Below are 15920 nucleotides of genomic sequence, written 5' to 3' on the forward strand. Positions count from 1 at the left end.
TATTTTCAAAGGAATTGATGATGAAAAAACATAGACGCGCAACCGTCGCCGATCTGCTTGCGGAAAAAGGCAAGCGCCAGCTCACCATGCTGCGCGTCACCTCGCTGGAGGAGGCGGACGCCGCCGAAAAGGCGGGGATCGACATCGTCTCGGTGCCGCCCTCGCTGCTCGGGCCGGTCTTTCGCGAAATCGCCCCCACACCCTTTGCCATTCCGGGGCTCGAATATGGCGATCATGTCTCGGCCGAGGACTATCTGCGTGCGGCCTTTGCGGCGCTGAAGGCAGGAGGTGATGCGGTCTATTGCGCCGCAAGCCTGCAGACAATCCGGCGCATGCGCGATGAAGGCATCCCGGTCTGCGGCCATCTCGGACTGATCCCTTCGAAGGCGACCTGGACCGGCGGCTTCCGCGCCGTCGGCAAGACGGCGGCGAGTGCCGCCGAGATTTGGCGGCAGACCAAGGCGCTGGAAGAGGCCGGCGCCTTCGCCGCCGAAATCGAAGTCGTCCCAGGGGAAGTCGCTGCCGCCATCAGCAGCAACACCTCGATGCTGATGATCTCCATGGGAGCAGGCAGCGGCTGCGACGCCCAATATCTCTTCGCCGACGACGTGCTCGGCGCCAATCGCGGCCACTATCCGCGCCACGCCAAGATCTATCGCGACTTCGCCACCGAACAAGACCGGCTGCAACGCGAGCGCATCGCCGCCTTCACCGAATTTGCCGAGGACGTCAGGACCGGCGCCTATCCGGAAAAGCGCCATCTCGTCGGTATCGACGACGCGGAACTGGAAATCTTCGTGCAGCGGCTGAAATGCGAGACGGGCAATAGCTGAGCGCAAACGAGTTCTATTGCCTCGATGATGTGGGAAGCGCGGCAAAGTCGCTTCCTCTCCATTGGCTTCCGTCCCGGCCTGTGTCAGGAATTATCCGTTCGATTCATTCGGAACGGAGTATTCGGTCCCCTGTGACGATCGGCTTTGCGCATGCGGAATTGATTGCGGTGCTCGTCGCGGTGACGGGGGACGAGCCGCGCGTAATGACCATCCGTTCCGGCAATGCGTTGCCGTCAGGGCCTTTCGAAATGGGGCATCGCACCCTGCAATCGGGCCTGCGCGAATGGGTGCAGGAGCAGACGGAACATCCCGTCGGCTATCTCGAACAGCTCTATACCTTCGCCGACCGTGACCGGAACAACGACATTCCAGGTGGGCGGACGATCTCGATCAGCTATCTCGGCCTTGTCAACGAGCAATCCGGCGCCGGTCGGCCGGGATGGCACGGCTGGTACGAATATTTCCCCTGGGAAGACCATCGGCAGGGACGGCCGGCCGTGCTTGACGAGATCATGGCGCGTCTGAGGAGTTGGGCCGATGCCGATCCGGCCCGGCGCGACCATCGCCATCGCCGGGCGGATTTCACCTTCGGCCTCGATGGCGGCGGCTGGAACGAGGATCTGGCCCTGCAGCGCTATGAACTGCTTTACGAGGCGGGGCTCGTCTCGGAAGCCGGATGCGGGACGGAGGCCAATCTCGGCCGCGCGATGTTTGCCGATCACCGCCGTATTCTCGCAACCGGCATCGCCCGGCTGCGCGCCAAGATCAAATACCGCCCCGTCGTCTTCGAGCTGATGCCTGACAGTTTCACCCTGCTGAGGCTGCAGCGCACCATCGAAGCCTTGGCGGGGCTGACGCTGCACAAGCAGAATTTCCGCCGCCTCATCGAACAGCAGGAACTGGTCGAGGAAACCGGCGGAACCGAAAGCGAAACCGGCGGCCGGCCGGCCAAGCTTTTTCGCTTTCGCCACACCGTGCTTGAGGAACGGGCGCTGGCAGGAACGAAATTACCGCTCTCCCGCAATTGACATATGCTCACCGTGAGAATATCTCTTTGCCTATGATATGCTCAAAGAGAGCATAATTAGGAGCCGGTCATGAATTACCCTGTTTCCGCATCCTCGCTCTACGAGCGCGTCAGCCGTGTCATTCCCAAAGCCGAGTGGATGACGTTCGAAAATGACGTCGACGCGATCCTCGAGCTCAAGCGCCGCCGCAACGCCGTCATTCTCGCGCACAACTATCAGACACCGGAGATCTTCCACGGCGTGGCCGATATCGTCGGCGACAGCCTGGCGCTCGCCCGCAAGGCGATCGAGGTCGATGCCGATGTCATCGTGCTTGCCGGCGTGCATTTCATGGCCGAGACCGCAAAGCTGCTGAACCCCGGGAAAACAGTATTGATCCCGGATCTCGGCGCCGGCTGTTCACTGGCGGATTCGATCACGCCCGAGGATATCGCCCTGCTGCGCCAGGCCCATCCCGGCGTGCCCATCGTCACCTATGTCAATACCTCGGCCGCGGTGAAGGCTGCCTCCGACATCTGCTGCACCTCGGGCAATGCCAAGCAGGTGGTAGAATCGCTCGGCGTGCCGAAGGTGCTGATGATCCCGGACGAATATCTGGCGCGTAACGTCGCCCGCGAGACTGACGTCGAGATCATTGCGTGGCATGGCCATTGCGAGGTGCATGAACTCTTCACCGCCGAGGACGTGCGCCAGCTGCGCGAAAACCATCCCGGCGTCACCGTGCTCGCCCATCCCGAATGCCCGCCCGAAGTGGTGGCCGAAGCCGATTTCGCCGGCTCCACCGCCGTGATGTCGGATTATGTCGGCAGGCAGAAGCCGGCGCGCGTCGTGCTGCTCACCGAATGCTCGATGAGCGACAATGTCGCCGTGCACCATCCCGATGTCGAGTTCATTCGCCCCTGCAATCTCTGCCCGCATATGAAGCGCATCACGCTGGCCAATATCCGCGCCGCCCTTGAGGAAAACCGCCACGAGGTCACCGTCGATCCAGCAATTGCCGTGGCCGCGCGCCGCGCCGTCGAGAGGATGCTGGCGATATGACCGAGCTTCTCGACCATCTTGCTGGACGCACGGTGATCGTCGGCAGCGGGCTTGCCGGATTGATGACCGCGCTGACACTGGCGCCCGAACCCTCCGTCATCGTCACTCGCGCGGCCCTTGGCGCAGAGACGTCGAGCGCCTGGGCGCAGGGCGGCATCGCCGCCAGCATGGGCGCCGACGATAGCGCGGCACTGCATCTTGCCGATACGCTTGCCGCCGGCGACGGGCTCTGCGATCCGGCCATTGCCGCCAGCATCATCGCCGAGGCGCCGGCGGCGATCGTCGCGCTGGAGCAGGCCGGCGTTCGCTTCGACCGGAATACCGCCGGCGAACTCTCGCTCGGGCTGGAGGCGGCCCATAATCGCCGCCGCATCGTCCATGCTGAAGGCGACGGCTCGGGTACGGCGATCATCGCCGCGCTGATCAAGGCGGTGATGAAAACGCCAACTATATCAGTGCTCGAAGGCTTCGAGGCGCGGCGGATTCTGATGGATGGCGATCAGGTCGCCGGCCTGCTCTGCGCGACCGCGAATGGCGCCGCCATTCTGCCGACTTCAAGGGTGGTGCTCGCCACCGGCGGCATCGGCGGGCTTTACGACGCGACCACCAATCCGACGGGCAATTTCGGCCAGGGGATCGCGCTTGCAGCAAGAGCCGGTGCCGCGCTCGCCGATATGGAATTCGTCCAGTTCCATCCGACCGCACTTGATTCCCGCCGCCGGCCGCTGGCACTGATCAGCGAGGCGGTGCGCGGCGAGGGGGCTTTGCTCGTCAACGAACGAGGCGAACGGTTCATGGCCCGCACATCAGGTGCCGAACTTGCACCCCGCGACGTGGTGGCGCGGGCGATCAGCGCCGAAATCGCCCGTGGCGGACGAGTCTTTCTCGATGCCCGCGATGCTCTCGGCAGCCGGTTTGCCATGCGCTTTCCTGTCATCTCGACCCTTTGCGGCGAGGCCGGTATCGATCCGGCGAAAGACCCCATTCCGGTGCGCCCGGCCGTTCACTATCACATGGGCGGCGTGGCCACGGATGCAAATGGCCGCAGCTCGGTGCCAGGCCTCTGGGTCGCCGGTGAGGCGGCCTCGACCGGCCTGCACGGCGCAAACCGGCTTGCAAGCAATTCGCTGCTGGAGGCGGCGGTGATGGGCATGCGAGCAGCGCGCGACATATCAGACGTGCCAGCAAGTGCCGCCGGCACGATCTTCCCCGAGAGACTGCCGGCGCCAGCTGATGCGTCATTCGTGCGGCCGATCGTCTCGCGCCATCTCGGCGTGTTGCGCAATGCCGGCGCCATTCAGGGGGCGATCGCCGCCCTGCTGCCGCTTGCCGAAGGCAACGGCCCTGCCGCCGATCCGGCCATCGTTGCGCTACTGATTGCCGTCTTTGCCAGCCTGCGGATGGAATCGCGCGGTGCCCATGCCCGCACCGACTTTCCGCTGAAACTCGCCAATGCCAACCGGCGCCAGATGCACCTTTCCGACGTTCTGGAGATCGCCCGCGCGACGCCGCCCTATGCCCTTGCAAGGAGTGCCTGAGATGAGCCTCGTTCCCCTTCCGCGCCTGATCGTCGAACCGCTGGTGCGGGCGGCCCTGCTTGAAGATCTCGGTCTTGCCGGTGATATCACCTCGGCCTCCGTCATCCCTCGCGATCACCGTTCGACGGTGGTGATGGCGGCCCGTCAGCCGGGCGTGATCGCCGGTCTCGATGCCGCCGAACTCGCTTTCTCTCTCGTCGATCCCGAGATCGTCATGCGCCGCCATCTTCAGGATGGCGACGCGGTCAAGCCTGGCGACGTGATCGCCACCATCGAAGGCCCGTCGCGTGGCCTGCTGAGCGCCGAGCGCACCGCGCTTAATTTCCTCGGTCACCTCTCTGGCATCGCCACAGTGACGGCAGGGATCGCCGCCGCCATCCGCGGCACCAAGGCATCAGTTGCCTGCACGCGCAAGACGACGCCGGGTCTGAGGGCGCTGGAGAAATATGCGGTGCGGGCCGGCGGCGGCATGAACCACCGTTTCGCGCTTTATGACGCGGTGCTGATCAAGGACAATCACGTCGCCATCGCCGGTGGGGTCGCTGAAGCGATCCGCCGGGCGCGGGCAGGCGTCGGCCATATGGTGAAGATCGAGGTCGAAGTGGACACCCTCGATCAGTTGCAAGAAGCGATGGAGACCGGCGTCGATGCGGTGCTGCTCGACAATATGACACCGGACCAGCTGCGCGAGGCGGTCGCCATCGTCGCCGGCCGAGCCATCACCGAAGCGTCCGGCCGGGTCACGCCGATAACGGCCGCCGCAATCGCGGCTTCCGGTGTCGACCTCATTTCCGTCGGCTGGTTGACGCATAGCGCCCCGGTGCTGGATATCGGGCTCGATTTCGTCGAGGCCGCGACCGCAACGGAAACAAGCCCGAGACGGATTGCACAGGTGCTGTAATCCCTCAGGCCTGCTTCGGCTGGACTTCCTTGTCGCTGTCGAATTCCAGCAGTTCGATCATGACGCCCAGATCGGGTACTGTGTCGTAATAGGCATAGCGTCCGTGGCCGCCGTCGAATTCGCCACGCTGGAGCAGGCGGTGGCCCTTGTCTTCCAGATAGCGGTTTCGCTCGGTGAGATTCTTCGTCTTGAAGGCGATGTGGTGGCAACCGGGGCCTTTCTCCTCCAGCAGATCGCGCCAGGCGCTCTTCTCCGGACCGGGCTGCAGGAACTCGACGTCGATGTTGCCGAACTTGAACATGATGATGCGGCAGCCGACCTCGGCGGGCTTGCCGTTGTAGATCGCCTGCGCCTCATCCGGCTCGGCGGCTTTGCCTTCCGGCGGAACCGGCTTGCCGGTCAGTTCCGAGAACCAGGCAGCGGATTTCTGCACATCGTCGGTCACGAAGCAGATCTGCATGACGGCATCTTCATCAAGCAAACGCTTGTCCATCGGTATTCCTTTCTGCGATGGGGCGGGACGGCCCGCCGTTTCGGAAACGGACCGCCCCTTCGGGAGAAGCGTCGAACCGCTGCTCTAGCCGAGAATGGTCTTGTAGTTTTCCTTGATCTTGGCGATCGCGTCGTCGACGCTCATGTCGGGATCGCTCCAGAAGTTGAAGGCCACGTCCCAGATCGAGTTCTCCCAGTCGGCGTCGCTGATGGCGTGCGGGTTCTGTACCTGATGCTTCGGATCGGCAACGATGCGGAGCACTTCCTTGGAGCAGGCGTCGAGACTGTCCTGCGGCGCATCGAGGCGCACCGGGGTCGAACCCTTGGCCTTGGCGAATTCCGCCTGGACATTCGGATCGACGACGATCGAGGCAAAGTCGAGTTCGGCCTTGTCCTTGTCAGCAGGCTGGCCGCCAAGCAGGCCCCAGCTGTCGACGCTGGCAGCCACGGCTTTAGCGCCGGGGATCTGGATGCAGCCGAAATCCTTGCCGGCGGTCTTGCCGGCCGCCAGCCATTCGCCCTTCATCCAGTCGCCATGGATCTGCATCAGCGCCTTGCCGGTGATGACGAGATTGGTGGTGAGGTTCCATTCGCGGTTGGCCGAGCCTTCGTCGGCCGCCTGCTGGAATTTGCGCAGATAGTCGAACACCTGGCGGAATTCCGGCGTATCGAAGACGGCGGGATCGGGCTTTTCGCCATAGATCTTGTTGAAAAAGTCCGGTCCGCCGATCGTCGCCGCCAGCGCATGGGTGAGGTAACCCACCTGCCATTGCTGGCCGCCAACGGCCAGCGGAATGACGCCAGCCGCCTTGATCTTGTCGAAGTCGGCAAACATTTCGTCGAGCGATTTCCAGGCCGTCGGATCGATGCCGACTTTCTTGGCGACATCCATATTGTAATAGACCATGCCGTCGATGTGCAGCGCGGTCGGCACCTTCATGACCTGGTCGTCGACGACCATCGAATGGGCCACAGCATCCGGATACTTGTCCGGGTAGCCATGCTCCTTGAAGAAATCCGTCAGCGGCCGGCCGAGACCGGCTTTCGTCAGATCGCGATAGACGCCGGGATTTGACTCCATGAACAGGTTCGGCGGGTTGCCGCCGGCAACGAGGTTCATCAGGTTGACGTTGGAGCCGGTGTCATGCGGGATGGCGAGGTCGGTCCAGCTGTCGCCTTTGGCCTCCAGGTTCTTCTTGAGCACGTTCAGCGCCGCCACTTCAGGCGGCGCCGACCAGGTGTGGTAGATCACGAGATCGGTCGCCTGCGCGCTTAAGGGGGCGGCGCCCGCAAGCATGGCGGCGGTGATGCCGGCGAGTATCCTGTTCATCATTTCCATTCCTCCCTTTGGTTGCTCATTCACATGCGTCGCCCGGTGCGGGCGTCGAAGACGTTTGCCTTGCCGCGCGGAAAATCGGCGCGCAGCTTCTCCCCGGCGTTGAGGCCGGCGGCGCGGTCCGGATCGACGCGCAGCGCCAGCAATTGATCGCCGAAGCCGAGATAGGCGGTGGCATCGGAGCCTGTGCGTTCGGCATGTCTGAGCGGCAGCTCGAAGCTTGCCGCTGCATTGGCAATCGGCTGATCGGCGACGACGAAGTGCTCGGGCCTTAGGCCGATAACGACCCCGGCGCCGCTTTCCGGCCGCTGCGAAAAACCATAGTCGCCGAGATCGATGACATCGCCGGTATCGAAGCCCGCCTTGACGCAATGGCCATCCACCTTCAGCCGCGCCGGGCGGAGGTTCATCGCCGGCGCGCCGATGAAACCGGCAACGAAAAGATTGGCGGGTTTGCCGTAAATCTCATCGGGCGTACCGAATTGCTGGATGACGCCGCCATCCATCACCGCGATCTTCGTCGCCATGGTCATCGCTTCGATCTGGTCATGGGTGACATAGACGACGGTCGGCTTCAGCGTGTCGTGCAGCTTCTTGATCTCCAGGCGCATCTCGGTGCGAAGCTTCGCATCGAGATTGGACAGCGGCTCGTCGAAGAGGATCACGCCGGCCTGCTTGACGAGGGCTCGGCCGATCGCAACGCGCTGACGCTGGCCGCCGGAGAGCTGCCCGGGCTTGCGGGCAAGCAGCGGCTCGATCTGCAGCAGCCTGGCGGCAGCGGCGATTCGCTGCTCGACCTCCGCCCGGTCGAGGCGGCTCGCAGCAAGGCCGAATTTCAGGTTTCCGTAGACGGTTTTGGTCGGATAGAGCGCGTAGGACTGGAAGACCATGGCCAGGCCGCGATCCCTGGGGTCGAGATCGGTGACGTCGCGCTCGCCGATCATGATGCGGCCGTCGGAGACTTCGAGCAGGCCGGCGAGCAGATTGAGCAGCGTGGTCTTGCCGCAGCCGGAGGGGCCGAGCAAAACCAGGAAATCGCCATCCTCGACCGCGAGATTGAGATCGTCGAGGATCGTCACCGTGCCGAACGACTTGACGATATGTTCGAAGGAAACACGCGGCATGGATCAACCCTTGATCGCGCCGGCAGTGATCCCCTGAACGAAGAACTTGCCGACGAGGAAATAGATGACGAGGGGCGGAATGGCGGTGAGCAGGGCAGCCGCCATATTGTCGTTATAGGCGACGACGCCGGTGGACACGGTGATGAGATTGGCAAGGATGACGGTCATCGGCTGCGTACCGAGCCCGCCGAAGGTGACGCCAATCAGATAGTCGTTCCAGATCGACGTGATCTGCAGGATCAGCACGACGATCAGGATATTGCCCGACATCGGCAGGATGATCTCGATGAAAATCCGCCAGAAGGAACCGGAATCGATGATCGCGGCCCGCATGATCTCCTGCGGAATATCCTTGTAATAATTGCGGAAGATCAGCGTCAGCACCGGCATGGCGAGCACCGCGTGCACCACGGCGATGCCCCAGAGTGTGCCGTAGATGCCGATCGCCGCGGTGATGCGGATCAGCGGATACATGATGACCTGGAAGGGCACGAAGGCGCAGATGAAGAGCAGGAACAGGAAAGCATTCGCCCAGCGCACATTCCAGAGCGCCAGCGCATAACCGGTGACGATCGACAGCGCGATCGACAGGATCAGCGACGGAAAGAGGATCAGCACCGAATTCCAGAAGCCGACCTTCAACCCGTTGCAGTTGATGCCGGAGCAGGCCTTGTTCCAGGCGTGGTCCCAGGCCTCGAGCGTCCAGACATGCGGCAGCGAGAAGATCGCGCCCTCGCGGATCTGGTCCATCGTCTTGAACGAGGTGACGACGACGACATAGAGGGGCACGCAGAAGAACAGTGCGCACATCGTCAGAAACAGCAATATGACGATCGAGCGCCCGGGAATGCGTTTCTTCTTGCGGGGGAAGAAAGGCTGGCGTGGGCCGGGTGAAGTGTTCATCGCATCTTCCAGCACTGCTGCTTGCGTCACCATGGTCATCGCGAACCCCCGTTCGCCCGGCGCTGTTGCCAGGTGGTGATCAGCACCAGCGGCAGGAAGATCAGCGCGGTTATGACGAGCATGGTGATCGCGGCGGCCGAGGCATAGCCGATATTGCTCTTGGCCGAGAGTGCGTTGATGGTGAAATAGGCCGGAACCCAGGTCGAATTGCCAGGCCCACCATTGGTCATCGCCACGATCACGTCATAGGCCTTGATGACACCGAGCGAGAGCAGGATGGCGCAGGTGATGAAGGTGAACTTCATCATCGGGATGATGATTTCCAGATAGAGCCGCCAGAAGCTGACGCCGTCGAGGCGCGCGGCGCTCCAGATTTCGGTGTTGATCGATTTCAGGCCTGATAGCATCAGGGCCATGTAGAAGCCGGAACTCTGCCAGATCGAGGCGAGAATGATCGCGTACATCGCGGTCTCGGGGCTCGCCAGCCAGTTGAAGCTGACGGAGGTGAAGCCGAGGTCGTGCAGGAAATTCTGAAGCCCGAGCTGCGGATTGAAGATCCAGCGCCAGGCAGCGCCCGTGACGATCAGCGAGACGGCGAGCGGATAGAGGAAGACCGTGCGGAAGAAGCTCTCGCCGCGCCATTCGCGATCGATCATCGCCGCGAGGATGAAGCCGAAGACGATGGCAAGGGCGCTGCCGATGCCAAGAATGACCAGATTGTGCAGCGAGATCGCCCAGCCGGCATCGTTGAAGAGCCGCTCATACTGGCGCGTCCACTCACTCCAATTGATCTCATATTCCGGGACGCGGCGGCTGCGCGTCAGCGATAGCCATGCCGTCCAGCCGATTGCGCCGATGAATGCGACGAAGGTGACGGCGACAGCCGGCGCGAGAGCCAGCTGGGGCATCATCCGGCTCCAGCGTAGTTGCATCTCTTCCTCCCAGACCCAACGCTCCCACATCGGACCAAACCTGAAGCACGCTTGTATTATCGTTAAACTAAGATCAAAAATACCCATGCGTCAACAGGCGATTTTTGCCTGCTATCGCTCGAAACTGGCGATAAGCTCTACAAAGCGGACCGGACACGACCGAAATGAAAGGGATATCATATGCAAAATCAGAAACTTATACCGAAACTGGGTTTCGGCACCTATGGCCGCAACGGCAAGGATGGCATAGGTGCCATCCTCTGCGCGCTGGAAACGGGCTACCGGCATCTCGATACCGCGCAGACCTATGACACCGAATTCGAGACCGGCGAAGCGCTGCGCCGGTCCGGCATTGCGCGACGCGAGGTCTTCATGACGACGAAGATCTCGACCGACCATTTCGGCGAAGGCAAGCTCATCCCTTCGCTCGAAAAGAGCCTGGAAGCGATGCGGATCGACCAGGTCGACCTGACGCTCATTCATTGGCCAGCGCCCAACGGCGCCATTCCCCTGGAGGTCTATCTCTCACAGATCGTCGAGGCGCAGGAGAGGGGCCTGACACGGCTGATCGGCGTCTCCAACTTCACCATCGCACTGCTGCAACAGGCAAAAGCGATCGGCGGAAAGGGGCGGATCGTCAACAATCAGTTCGAACTCAACCCACTGATCCAGAACAAGAAACTTGCGGAATACTGCCAGCGGAACGACATCCTCGTCACCTGCTATCTGCCGATAGCCCGCGGCACGCTTTCGGGTGATCCGGTGCTCGGCTCGATCGCCGACAATCACGCTGCCACGGTCGAGCAGGTAATCATCGCCTTCGAACTCGCCAAGGGCTATTGCGCAATTCCGACGTCGAGCCGGGCCGAACGCATCCGTTCGAATTTCGCAGCCGGCGAACTGCAGCTGAAACAGGAGGAGATCACCCTCATAGAGACGCTCGACCGCAACCAGCGCACCATCCATCCCGACTGGGGGCCTGATTGGGATTGAATCCGCCGGCGGTTGACAATTGCGCGCGGTGCGTACAATTGTGATCTTGTATTATCGTTAATTCAAAATTGGCTTCTGTTGATCGAAACACCGTTGACGGCGGCGACCGACGCCGCCCGTGAGGAGGAAACATGCTTGGAATAACCGGCTACGGCCATGTCGCCATCAAGGTCAAGGACCTCGACGCCTCGCTCGACTTCTACCGCGAACGCCTTGGTTTTCCCGAGATGCTGCGCCTGAAGAACGAGGACGGCTCGACCTGGCTCGTCTATCTCCGCATCACCGACGACCACTATCTCGAAATTTTCCCTGGTGCTGAAAACGACCGGGCGCCCGGCTGGAACGCCAACGGCGTCAACCATATGTGCTTCACCATCGATGATCTGGATGCGACGGCCGAGAGGATCCAGGCGGGCGGCATCAAGCTCACCGCCGAGATCAAGCCGGGGCTCGACGGCAATCGCCAGGCCTGGATCGAGGATCCCGACGGCAACCGCATCGAGCTGATGGAGATGCATCCTGACTGCCTGCAGTATCAGGGCATCAAACGGCTGCATGCCGAAGGAAAATAATGGGGATCGAGGAAAGCCATGGGGTGGTATCCCGTGGCTGTCCCCGTGGAAGCTTCCGCTTTCCCCAGTGGAAACTTTTACTTTCCACTGGGGAAGGTTATGGAAGGAAGATTAAGCATCAGGACATATAGCCGCCCTCACGATGACCAGATCGAGCGTCCGCCTCAAAGACATTGCCGATAAGACCGGATTTTCCGTGAACACGGTCTCGCTGGCGCTTCGCGGCAGTCCGCGCATCCCGGAGGAAACGCGCCAGCTGATCCGCGCCATCGCCGAGGCGCTGAATTACCTGCCGAACCATATCGCCCAGTCGCTGGTCAGCCGCGAGACGAAGACGATCGGCCTTATCCTCACCGACATCACCAATCCGACGCTGATGCGCACCGCGCAGGCGATCGAGCTGGAGCTCGCCGACAGGGGCTACGGTACACTGTTTGCCACCTCCAACAACGATCCGGAGGAGGAGATCAGGGCGCTGGAGATGTTCCGCTCGCGCCAGGTCGACGGCATGCTCATCTATCCCCGCAGCCATCGCAAGCTCGATCATATCCGCAAGATCCGCCAGTCGAACTATCCGATCGTGCTGCTCGTCGGCGACCCGGATTCCGGCATTGACGCGGTCTGCGTCGATGAGAGGCGCGGCGCCTATAAGGCGACGCGGCATCTGATCGATACCGGCCATCGCAGGATCGGCATCATCGACAGCGCCAATCCGCTCGGCAATCTGGAAAAGAGCGAAGGTTACCTACAGGCGCTTTCGGAAGCCGGCATCACCTTTGAGCCGGTGCTGACGGCCGACCCGCAGGGCCATTCGGTGATGAAGGGCTATTGGGCGATGGACCAGCTGATGAGCACCGCCAACCGGCCGACCGGCGTCTTCGCCGCCAATGATTCCCTTGCGATCGGCGCCTTGCGCTGGTGCCAGAAGAACGGCGTGAACGTGCCGAAAGATGTCGCCATCATCGGCTTCGACAATATCGAATTCGCCGAACATGCGGCGACGCCGATTTCGAGCGTCAACTACGCCGTCGATATCGTCACCGAACTTGCCGTCGAGCGACTGATGCGGCTCGTCGCCGCCAAGGACGCGCTGCCCGATCCGCGTGTCACCATGATCGAGCCGGATCTCGTCATCCGGGAAAGCACCACCGGCCGAAGCTGAGGCCGGCACGAATGGGAGCAAAGACTTGACCTATCCGATCTCCTACCAGCTTTACTCTTCGCGCAATTTTCCGCCGCTTTTTGCCCAGTTTCCCGAGCTGAAGGCTTTCGGCTACGACGCGATCGAACCCTGGCTTCCGGCCTACGAGGCCGATGCCAAGGCTTTCCGCACGGCGCTCGACGACGCCGGGCTGAAATGCCACTGCTTTCACATGCCGCTGAAAGGGCTGGTCGAGGAGCCGCAGCGCTTCATCGACATCGCGCTGACGATGGGCGCCACCATCATGATCCCGCCCTATGTCGCGCCGGAAAAGCGCGGCACGACGGCGAATTATTGGAAGAACCTCGGCGCGCAATTGGCTGAAGGCGCTGAGCAGGCGGAGGAACACGGGCTCAAGGTTGCCTGGCACAATCACGATTTCGAATTCCTTGCGCTGGCCGACGGTTCGCGGCCGATCGACCATATCTTCGCTGGTGGTGGCGACACTGTCGGGTTCGAGATCGATTGCGGCTGGATCACCCGCGCCGGCGCCGATCCGGCCGCCGAACTGAAGAGGTTCGCCGACCGCATTATCGCTATCCAGATGAAGGACATGGCGCCGAAGGGCACCACCACGGAAGACGGTTGGGCTGCGACCGGCGACGGTATCATCGACTGGGAAAAATTCGTACCACTCTTCCGCGAGACAAAAGCTGAGCATATCGTCACCGAGCATGACAATCCGGCCGACTGGCGCCGCTTCGCCCGGCGTTCGATCGAGCACATCAAGGCGCTCGGCCTGTAGCGCGGCCGCGACTTGGTTGGGAATAGCGGGTGACAAGGACCGTCGACAGCTTAATAACCTGCCGCCAGGGAGCGCAAAACGTCTGCCATCTAAAATATCGGCAAAGCATCTTCTCGGCGAGCGACACGCGAAAATGCAAATAGTCGCTGAAATTTCTTCTTTTTATAGCAAAGCCGCTATGCGCGGCGGCTTTATAGCTTTAACATGATTTCTTGACCGCCGGTGCGCTTGTGCGCCTTGGCTTTCAGGGGTGAGAACCGAGATGCGATGGACATCCGGCAGATGCTGACGAACAGGCTGTGCCTGCTCGGAAGACCGCGATTGATGGCGGCGGGGAAGGAACTCCCCTTGCCGGAGAAGTCTTATTTTCTCCTCGCCATGCTCGCCGCCGAACCCAATTTCGAACTCGACCGCGAAACCGTCAGGCGACAACTCTGGCAATCGGAGCTGCCGGAAAAGCGGGCGGGCAGCCTTCGCCAACTGCTGGCGCGCATCGAACAAAGCATTCCCGCCGGCCTTCCACCGCTGCTTGCCGCGACCCGAACACATATCGGCCTTGCCGATGGCTGGGAGGTCGACGTTCATATCCTGAAACAGAAAAGGCCGCTCGCACCCGAAGACGGCGACCTGCTGAACGGCGACTTGCTCGAAGGCGTCAAATCGCCGACGCAGGGCGCCGAGGACTGGCTGACCTTTGAGCGCCAGCGGGTCGACGAGTTGCGCTCCGCCCATCTCGCCCGGCTGGTCGAGACATCAGAAGACAGATCGGATGAAGAGCAGGTCACGCTTGCCAGGCGCCTGCTGGAACTCGACCCTGCCAGCGAGACGGCCTATCGCGCCTTGATGCGCACCTATGTCAGGATGAACGATCCGGCAGCGGCGCGTCAGGCCTATCTGAAGTGCAAGAGCCAGCTGAAGGACGACTTCGACACCGAGCCGGAAGAAAGCACCACCGCTCTTGCCCGCGAACTTAACCTGGTGCCGGCAGCACAGGCAACGTCGGGACATCCTCAGTCGGCGCCTAACCTTTCCGTCGGTCCGCTTGGTCAGCCGCGTATCATCATCCTGCCGCCGGAAAGCATCTTCACCGATCCGCTGATGGAGCGCGTCGGCAGGGCGCTTCTCGAAGACGTCACCATCGGCCTCAGCCAGCAGCGCGGCTTCAAGGTGATCGCGGCGCATACGAGCCTGGAAATCCTCAGCCGTTCGATCGATCCGTCCCGTGCCGTGCCCGGTCCGCTCGACCTCAGCTTCGACTATGCGGTCTACGTCACCATCCAGGGCCGCGACGAGGATGTCTATGCGACCTGCCGGCTGACGCGGACGACGACATCGGAGGTGATCTGGGCCATCGAACTGCCGCTGGTCATGCAGAAGATCAGCGAATCCTTCGCGCATCTGACGCGACGGATCGTATCCTCGCTTGCCGACACGATCGAGCGTCACGAACTGGCGATGCCGATCGGCGACGTGCCGCCGTCCGCCTACCGTCTCTACCTGGAAGGCAAGCGGCTGATCGCCCAGACCGACTTGCAGCATCTGCGCCAGGCGCGCAAATGGTTCAAATCCTCGCTCAATCGTTATGAACATTTCTCCGCCGCCCATGCCGGCATGTCACGCGCGCTCGGCATGGAATGGCTGATCCGCGGCATGCGGGACAAGGAACTGCTCGACGAAGCGAACGGCGCTGCCCGGCAGGCACAGCAGTCCGACCCGAACAGCGGCCGGGCCTATCGCGAGCTCGGCTTCGTGGCGCTTTATCGGCGCCGCTTCGACGAAAGCCTGGAATATTTTCAGCAAGCCCAGGATCTCAATCCCAACGATGCCGACATCCTGGCCGACTATGCCGACGCGCTTTCCCATGATGGCGATTTCGATCGAGCTCTGGAGCTCAGCCGCGCTGCCTTCAAACTCAATCCGCTGCCGCCGGACTATTATTACTGGAACCTCGGCGGCATCCACTTCATGCGCGAAGAATATGAAATGGCGATCGAGGCGCTGGAACCGGTGAAGGCGAAGCAGGCAACGGCCCGTCTGCTCGCCGCCTCGCATGCCATGGCAGGCGATAGGGGCAAGGCTGGGAATTACGCCAGGATAGTGTTGGAAAACTTCCCCGATTTCCGCAGTGAGGACATCCGTCATTTCGTCCCAGATCGCGATCCCGCCTATACGGAACCGCTGATACAGGGCCTGCAACTTGCCGGACTTCCCTGATGCACCGCCTTTTAATGAAGCCTGTAACGCTTAAATGACGCAGGCAATGTTTCCCTCCGAAGGTTAA

At 61.9% G+C, this 15920-nt stretch carries 15 protein-coding genes; 10 read left to right on the forward strand and 5 right to left on the reverse strand.

The window, feature by feature from the left end; genetic code table 11:
* The first annotated feature begins 17 nt into the window (after positions 1-17).
* The 5 genes from G9X67_RS04255 (at position 18) to nadC (ending at position 5341) form a co-directional block, all read left to right on the forward strand.
* Positions 18-833 carry a 3-methyl-2-oxobutanoate hydroxymethyltransferase gene (locus G9X67_RS04255; RefSeq protein WP_171598180.1) on the forward strand — a complete coding sequence of 272 codons (816 nt, stop codon included), beginning with the start codon at positions 18-20 and terminating at the stop codon, positions 831-833.
* Positions 834-862: 29 nt separating this feature from the next.
* Complete coding sequence (locus tag G9X67_RS04260) at positions 863-1861, forward strand: hypothetical protein (protein WP_171598181.1); 999 nt, start codon at positions 863-865, stop codon at positions 1859-1861.
* 69 nt (positions 1862-1930) lie between these two features.
* On the forward strand, positions 1931-2902 hold the full coding sequence (gene nadA / locus G9X67_RS04265) for a quinolinate synthase NadA (RefSeq protein ID WP_027665421.1): 972 nt from the start codon (positions 1931-1933) through the stop codon (positions 2900-2902).
* Positions 2899-4440, forward strand: a complete 1542-nt coding sequence (locus G9X67_RS04270; RefSeq protein ID WP_171598182.1) for an L-aspartate oxidase — start codon at positions 2899-2901, stop codon at positions 4438-4440. Before nadA ends, G9X67_RS04270 begins: the two co-directional genes overlap by 4 nt.
* Positions 4418-5341 (forward strand): carboxylating nicotinate-nucleotide diphosphorylase, encoded by a 924-nt coding sequence (gene nadC, locus G9X67_RS04275; RefSeq protein ID WP_171598183.1) that lies wholly within the window; start codon positions 4418-4420, stop codon positions 5339-5341. Before G9X67_RS04270 ends, nadC begins: the two co-directional genes overlap by 23 nt.
* Positions 5342-5345: 4 nt before the next feature.
* Here nadC and G9X67_RS04280 read toward each other — a convergent pair whose 3' ends face one another.
* The 5 genes from G9X67_RS04280 to G9X67_RS04300 form a co-directional block, all read right to left on the reverse strand.
* Positions 5346-5834: a VOC family protein gene (locus G9X67_RS04280; RefSeq protein WP_138389834.1), complete on the reverse strand. Its 489-nt coding sequence runs from the start codon at positions 5832-5834 to the stop codon at positions 5346-5348.
* Positions 5835-5918: 84 nt separating this feature from the next.
* A complete protein-coding gene (locus G9X67_RS04285) occupies positions 5919-7166 on the reverse strand; it encodes an ABC transporter substrate-binding protein (RefSeq protein WP_171598184.1) in 1248 nt (415 codons plus the stop codon).
* Positions 7167-7192: 26 nt separating this feature from the next.
* Complete coding sequence (locus G9X67_RS04290) at positions 7193-8293, reverse strand: ABC transporter ATP-binding protein (protein WP_171598185.1); 1101 nt, start codon at positions 8291-8293, stop codon at positions 7193-7195.
* Between the two features lie 3 nt (positions 8294-8296).
* Positions 8297-9235 carry a carbohydrate ABC transporter permease gene (locus tag G9X67_RS04295; protein WP_171598186.1) on the reverse strand — a complete coding sequence of 313 codons (939 nt, stop codon included), beginning with the start codon at positions 9233-9235 and terminating at the stop codon, positions 8297-8299.
* Positions 9232-10128: a sugar ABC transporter permease gene (locus tag G9X67_RS04300; protein ID WP_171598187.1), complete on the reverse strand. Its 897-nt coding sequence runs from the start codon at positions 10126-10128 to the stop codon at positions 9232-9234. Before G9X67_RS04300 ends, G9X67_RS04295 begins: the two co-directional genes overlap by 4 nt.
* A gap of 180 nt (positions 10129-10308) precedes the next feature.
* Here G9X67_RS04300 and G9X67_RS04305 point away from each other — a divergent pair, with 180 nt between their 5' ends.
* From G9X67_RS04305 to G9X67_RS04325, 5 genes are all read left to right on the forward strand, one after another.
* Positions 10309-11121 (forward strand): aldo/keto reductase, encoded by an 813-nt coding sequence (locus tag G9X67_RS04305; RefSeq protein WP_171598188.1) that lies wholly within the window; start codon positions 10309-10311, stop codon positions 11119-11121.
* A 131-nt stretch (positions 11122-11252) separates the two neighbouring features.
* Positions 11253-11693, forward strand: a complete 441-nt coding sequence (locus G9X67_RS04310; protein ID WP_138331517.1) for a VOC family protein — start codon at positions 11253-11255, stop codon at positions 11691-11693.
* A 142-nt stretch (positions 11694-11835) separates the two neighbouring features.
* Positions 11836-12855, forward strand: coding sequence for a LacI family DNA-binding transcriptional regulator (locus G9X67_RS04315; RefSeq protein WP_171598189.1), 1020 nt, complete (start codon positions 11836-11838; stop codon positions 12853-12855).
* Positions 12856-12880: 25 nt separating this feature from the next.
* A complete protein-coding gene (locus G9X67_RS04320) occupies positions 12881-13639 on the forward strand; it encodes a sugar phosphate isomerase/epimerase (RefSeq protein ID WP_138331515.1) in 759 nt (252 codons plus the stop codon).
* A gap of 267 nt (positions 13640-13906) precedes the next feature.
* Entirely contained in the window at positions 13907-15853 is a 1947-nt protein-coding gene (locus tag G9X67_RS04325; protein ID WP_171598190.1) for a BTAD domain-containing putative transcriptional regulator, read from the forward strand.
* Positions 15854-15920: the final 67 nt, after the last annotated feature.

The sequence above is a fragment of the Rhizobium sp. WYCCWR 11152 genome (genome assembly GCF_013087615.1).
Classification (GTDB): Bacteria; Pseudomonadota; Alphaproteobacteria; order Rhizobiales; family Rhizobiaceae; genus Rhizobium; species Rhizobium indicum.

What these genes read in the sequence shown, in the direction of transcription:
- G9X67_RS04255 (WP_171598180.1), top strand. Translation starts at nt 18, where the DNA reads ATGATGAAAAAACATAGACGCGCAACCGTCGCCGATCTGCTTGCGGAA.
- nadA (WP_027665421.1), top strand. Translation starts at nt 1,931, where the DNA reads ATGAATTACCCTGTTTCCGCATCCTCGCTCTACGAGCGCGTCAGCCGT.
- G9X67_RS04270 (WP_171598182.1), top strand. Translation starts at nt 2,899, where the DNA reads ATGACCGAGCTTCTCGACCATCTTGCTGGACGCACGGTGATCGTCGGC.
- nadC (WP_171598183.1), top strand. Translation starts at nt 4,418, where the DNA reads ATGCCCTTGCAAGGAGTGCCTGAGATGAGCCTCGTTCCCCTTCCGCGC.
- G9X67_RS04280 (WP_138389834.1), bottom strand. Translation starts at nt 5,834, where the DNA reads ATGGACAAGCGTTTGCTTGATGAAGATGCCGTCATGCAGATCTGCTTC.
- G9X67_RS04285 (WP_171598184.1), bottom strand. Translation starts at nt 7,166, where the DNA reads ATGATGAACAGGATACTCGCCGGCATCACCGCCGCCATGCTTGCGGGC.
- G9X67_RS04290 (WP_171598185.1), bottom strand. Translation starts at nt 8,293, where the DNA reads ATGCCGCGTGTTTCCTTCGAACATATCGTCAAGTCGTTCGGCACGGTG.
- G9X67_RS04295 (WP_171598186.1), bottom strand. Translation starts at nt 9,235, where the DNA reads ATGACCATGGTGACGCAAGCAGCAGTGCTGGAAGATGCGATGAACACT.
- G9X67_RS04300 (WP_171598187.1), bottom strand. Translation starts at nt 10,128, where the DNA reads ATGCAACTACGCTGGAGCCGGATGATGCCCCAGCTGGCTCTCGCGCCG.
- G9X67_RS04305 (WP_171598188.1), top strand. Translation starts at nt 10,309, where the DNA reads ATGCAAAATCAGAAACTTATACCGAAACTGGGTTTCGGCACCTATGGC.
- G9X67_RS04310 (WP_138331517.1), top strand. Translation starts at nt 11,253, where the DNA reads ATGCTTGGAATAACCGGCTACGGCCATGTCGCCATCAAGGTCAAGGAC.
- G9X67_RS04315 (WP_171598189.1), top strand. Translation starts at nt 11,836, where the DNA reads ATGACCAGATCGAGCGTCCGCCTCAAAGACATTGCCGATAAGACCGGA.
- G9X67_RS04325 (WP_171598190.1), top strand. Translation starts at nt 13,907, where the DNA reads ATGGACATCCGGCAGATGCTGACGAACAGGCTGTGCCTGCTCGGAAGA.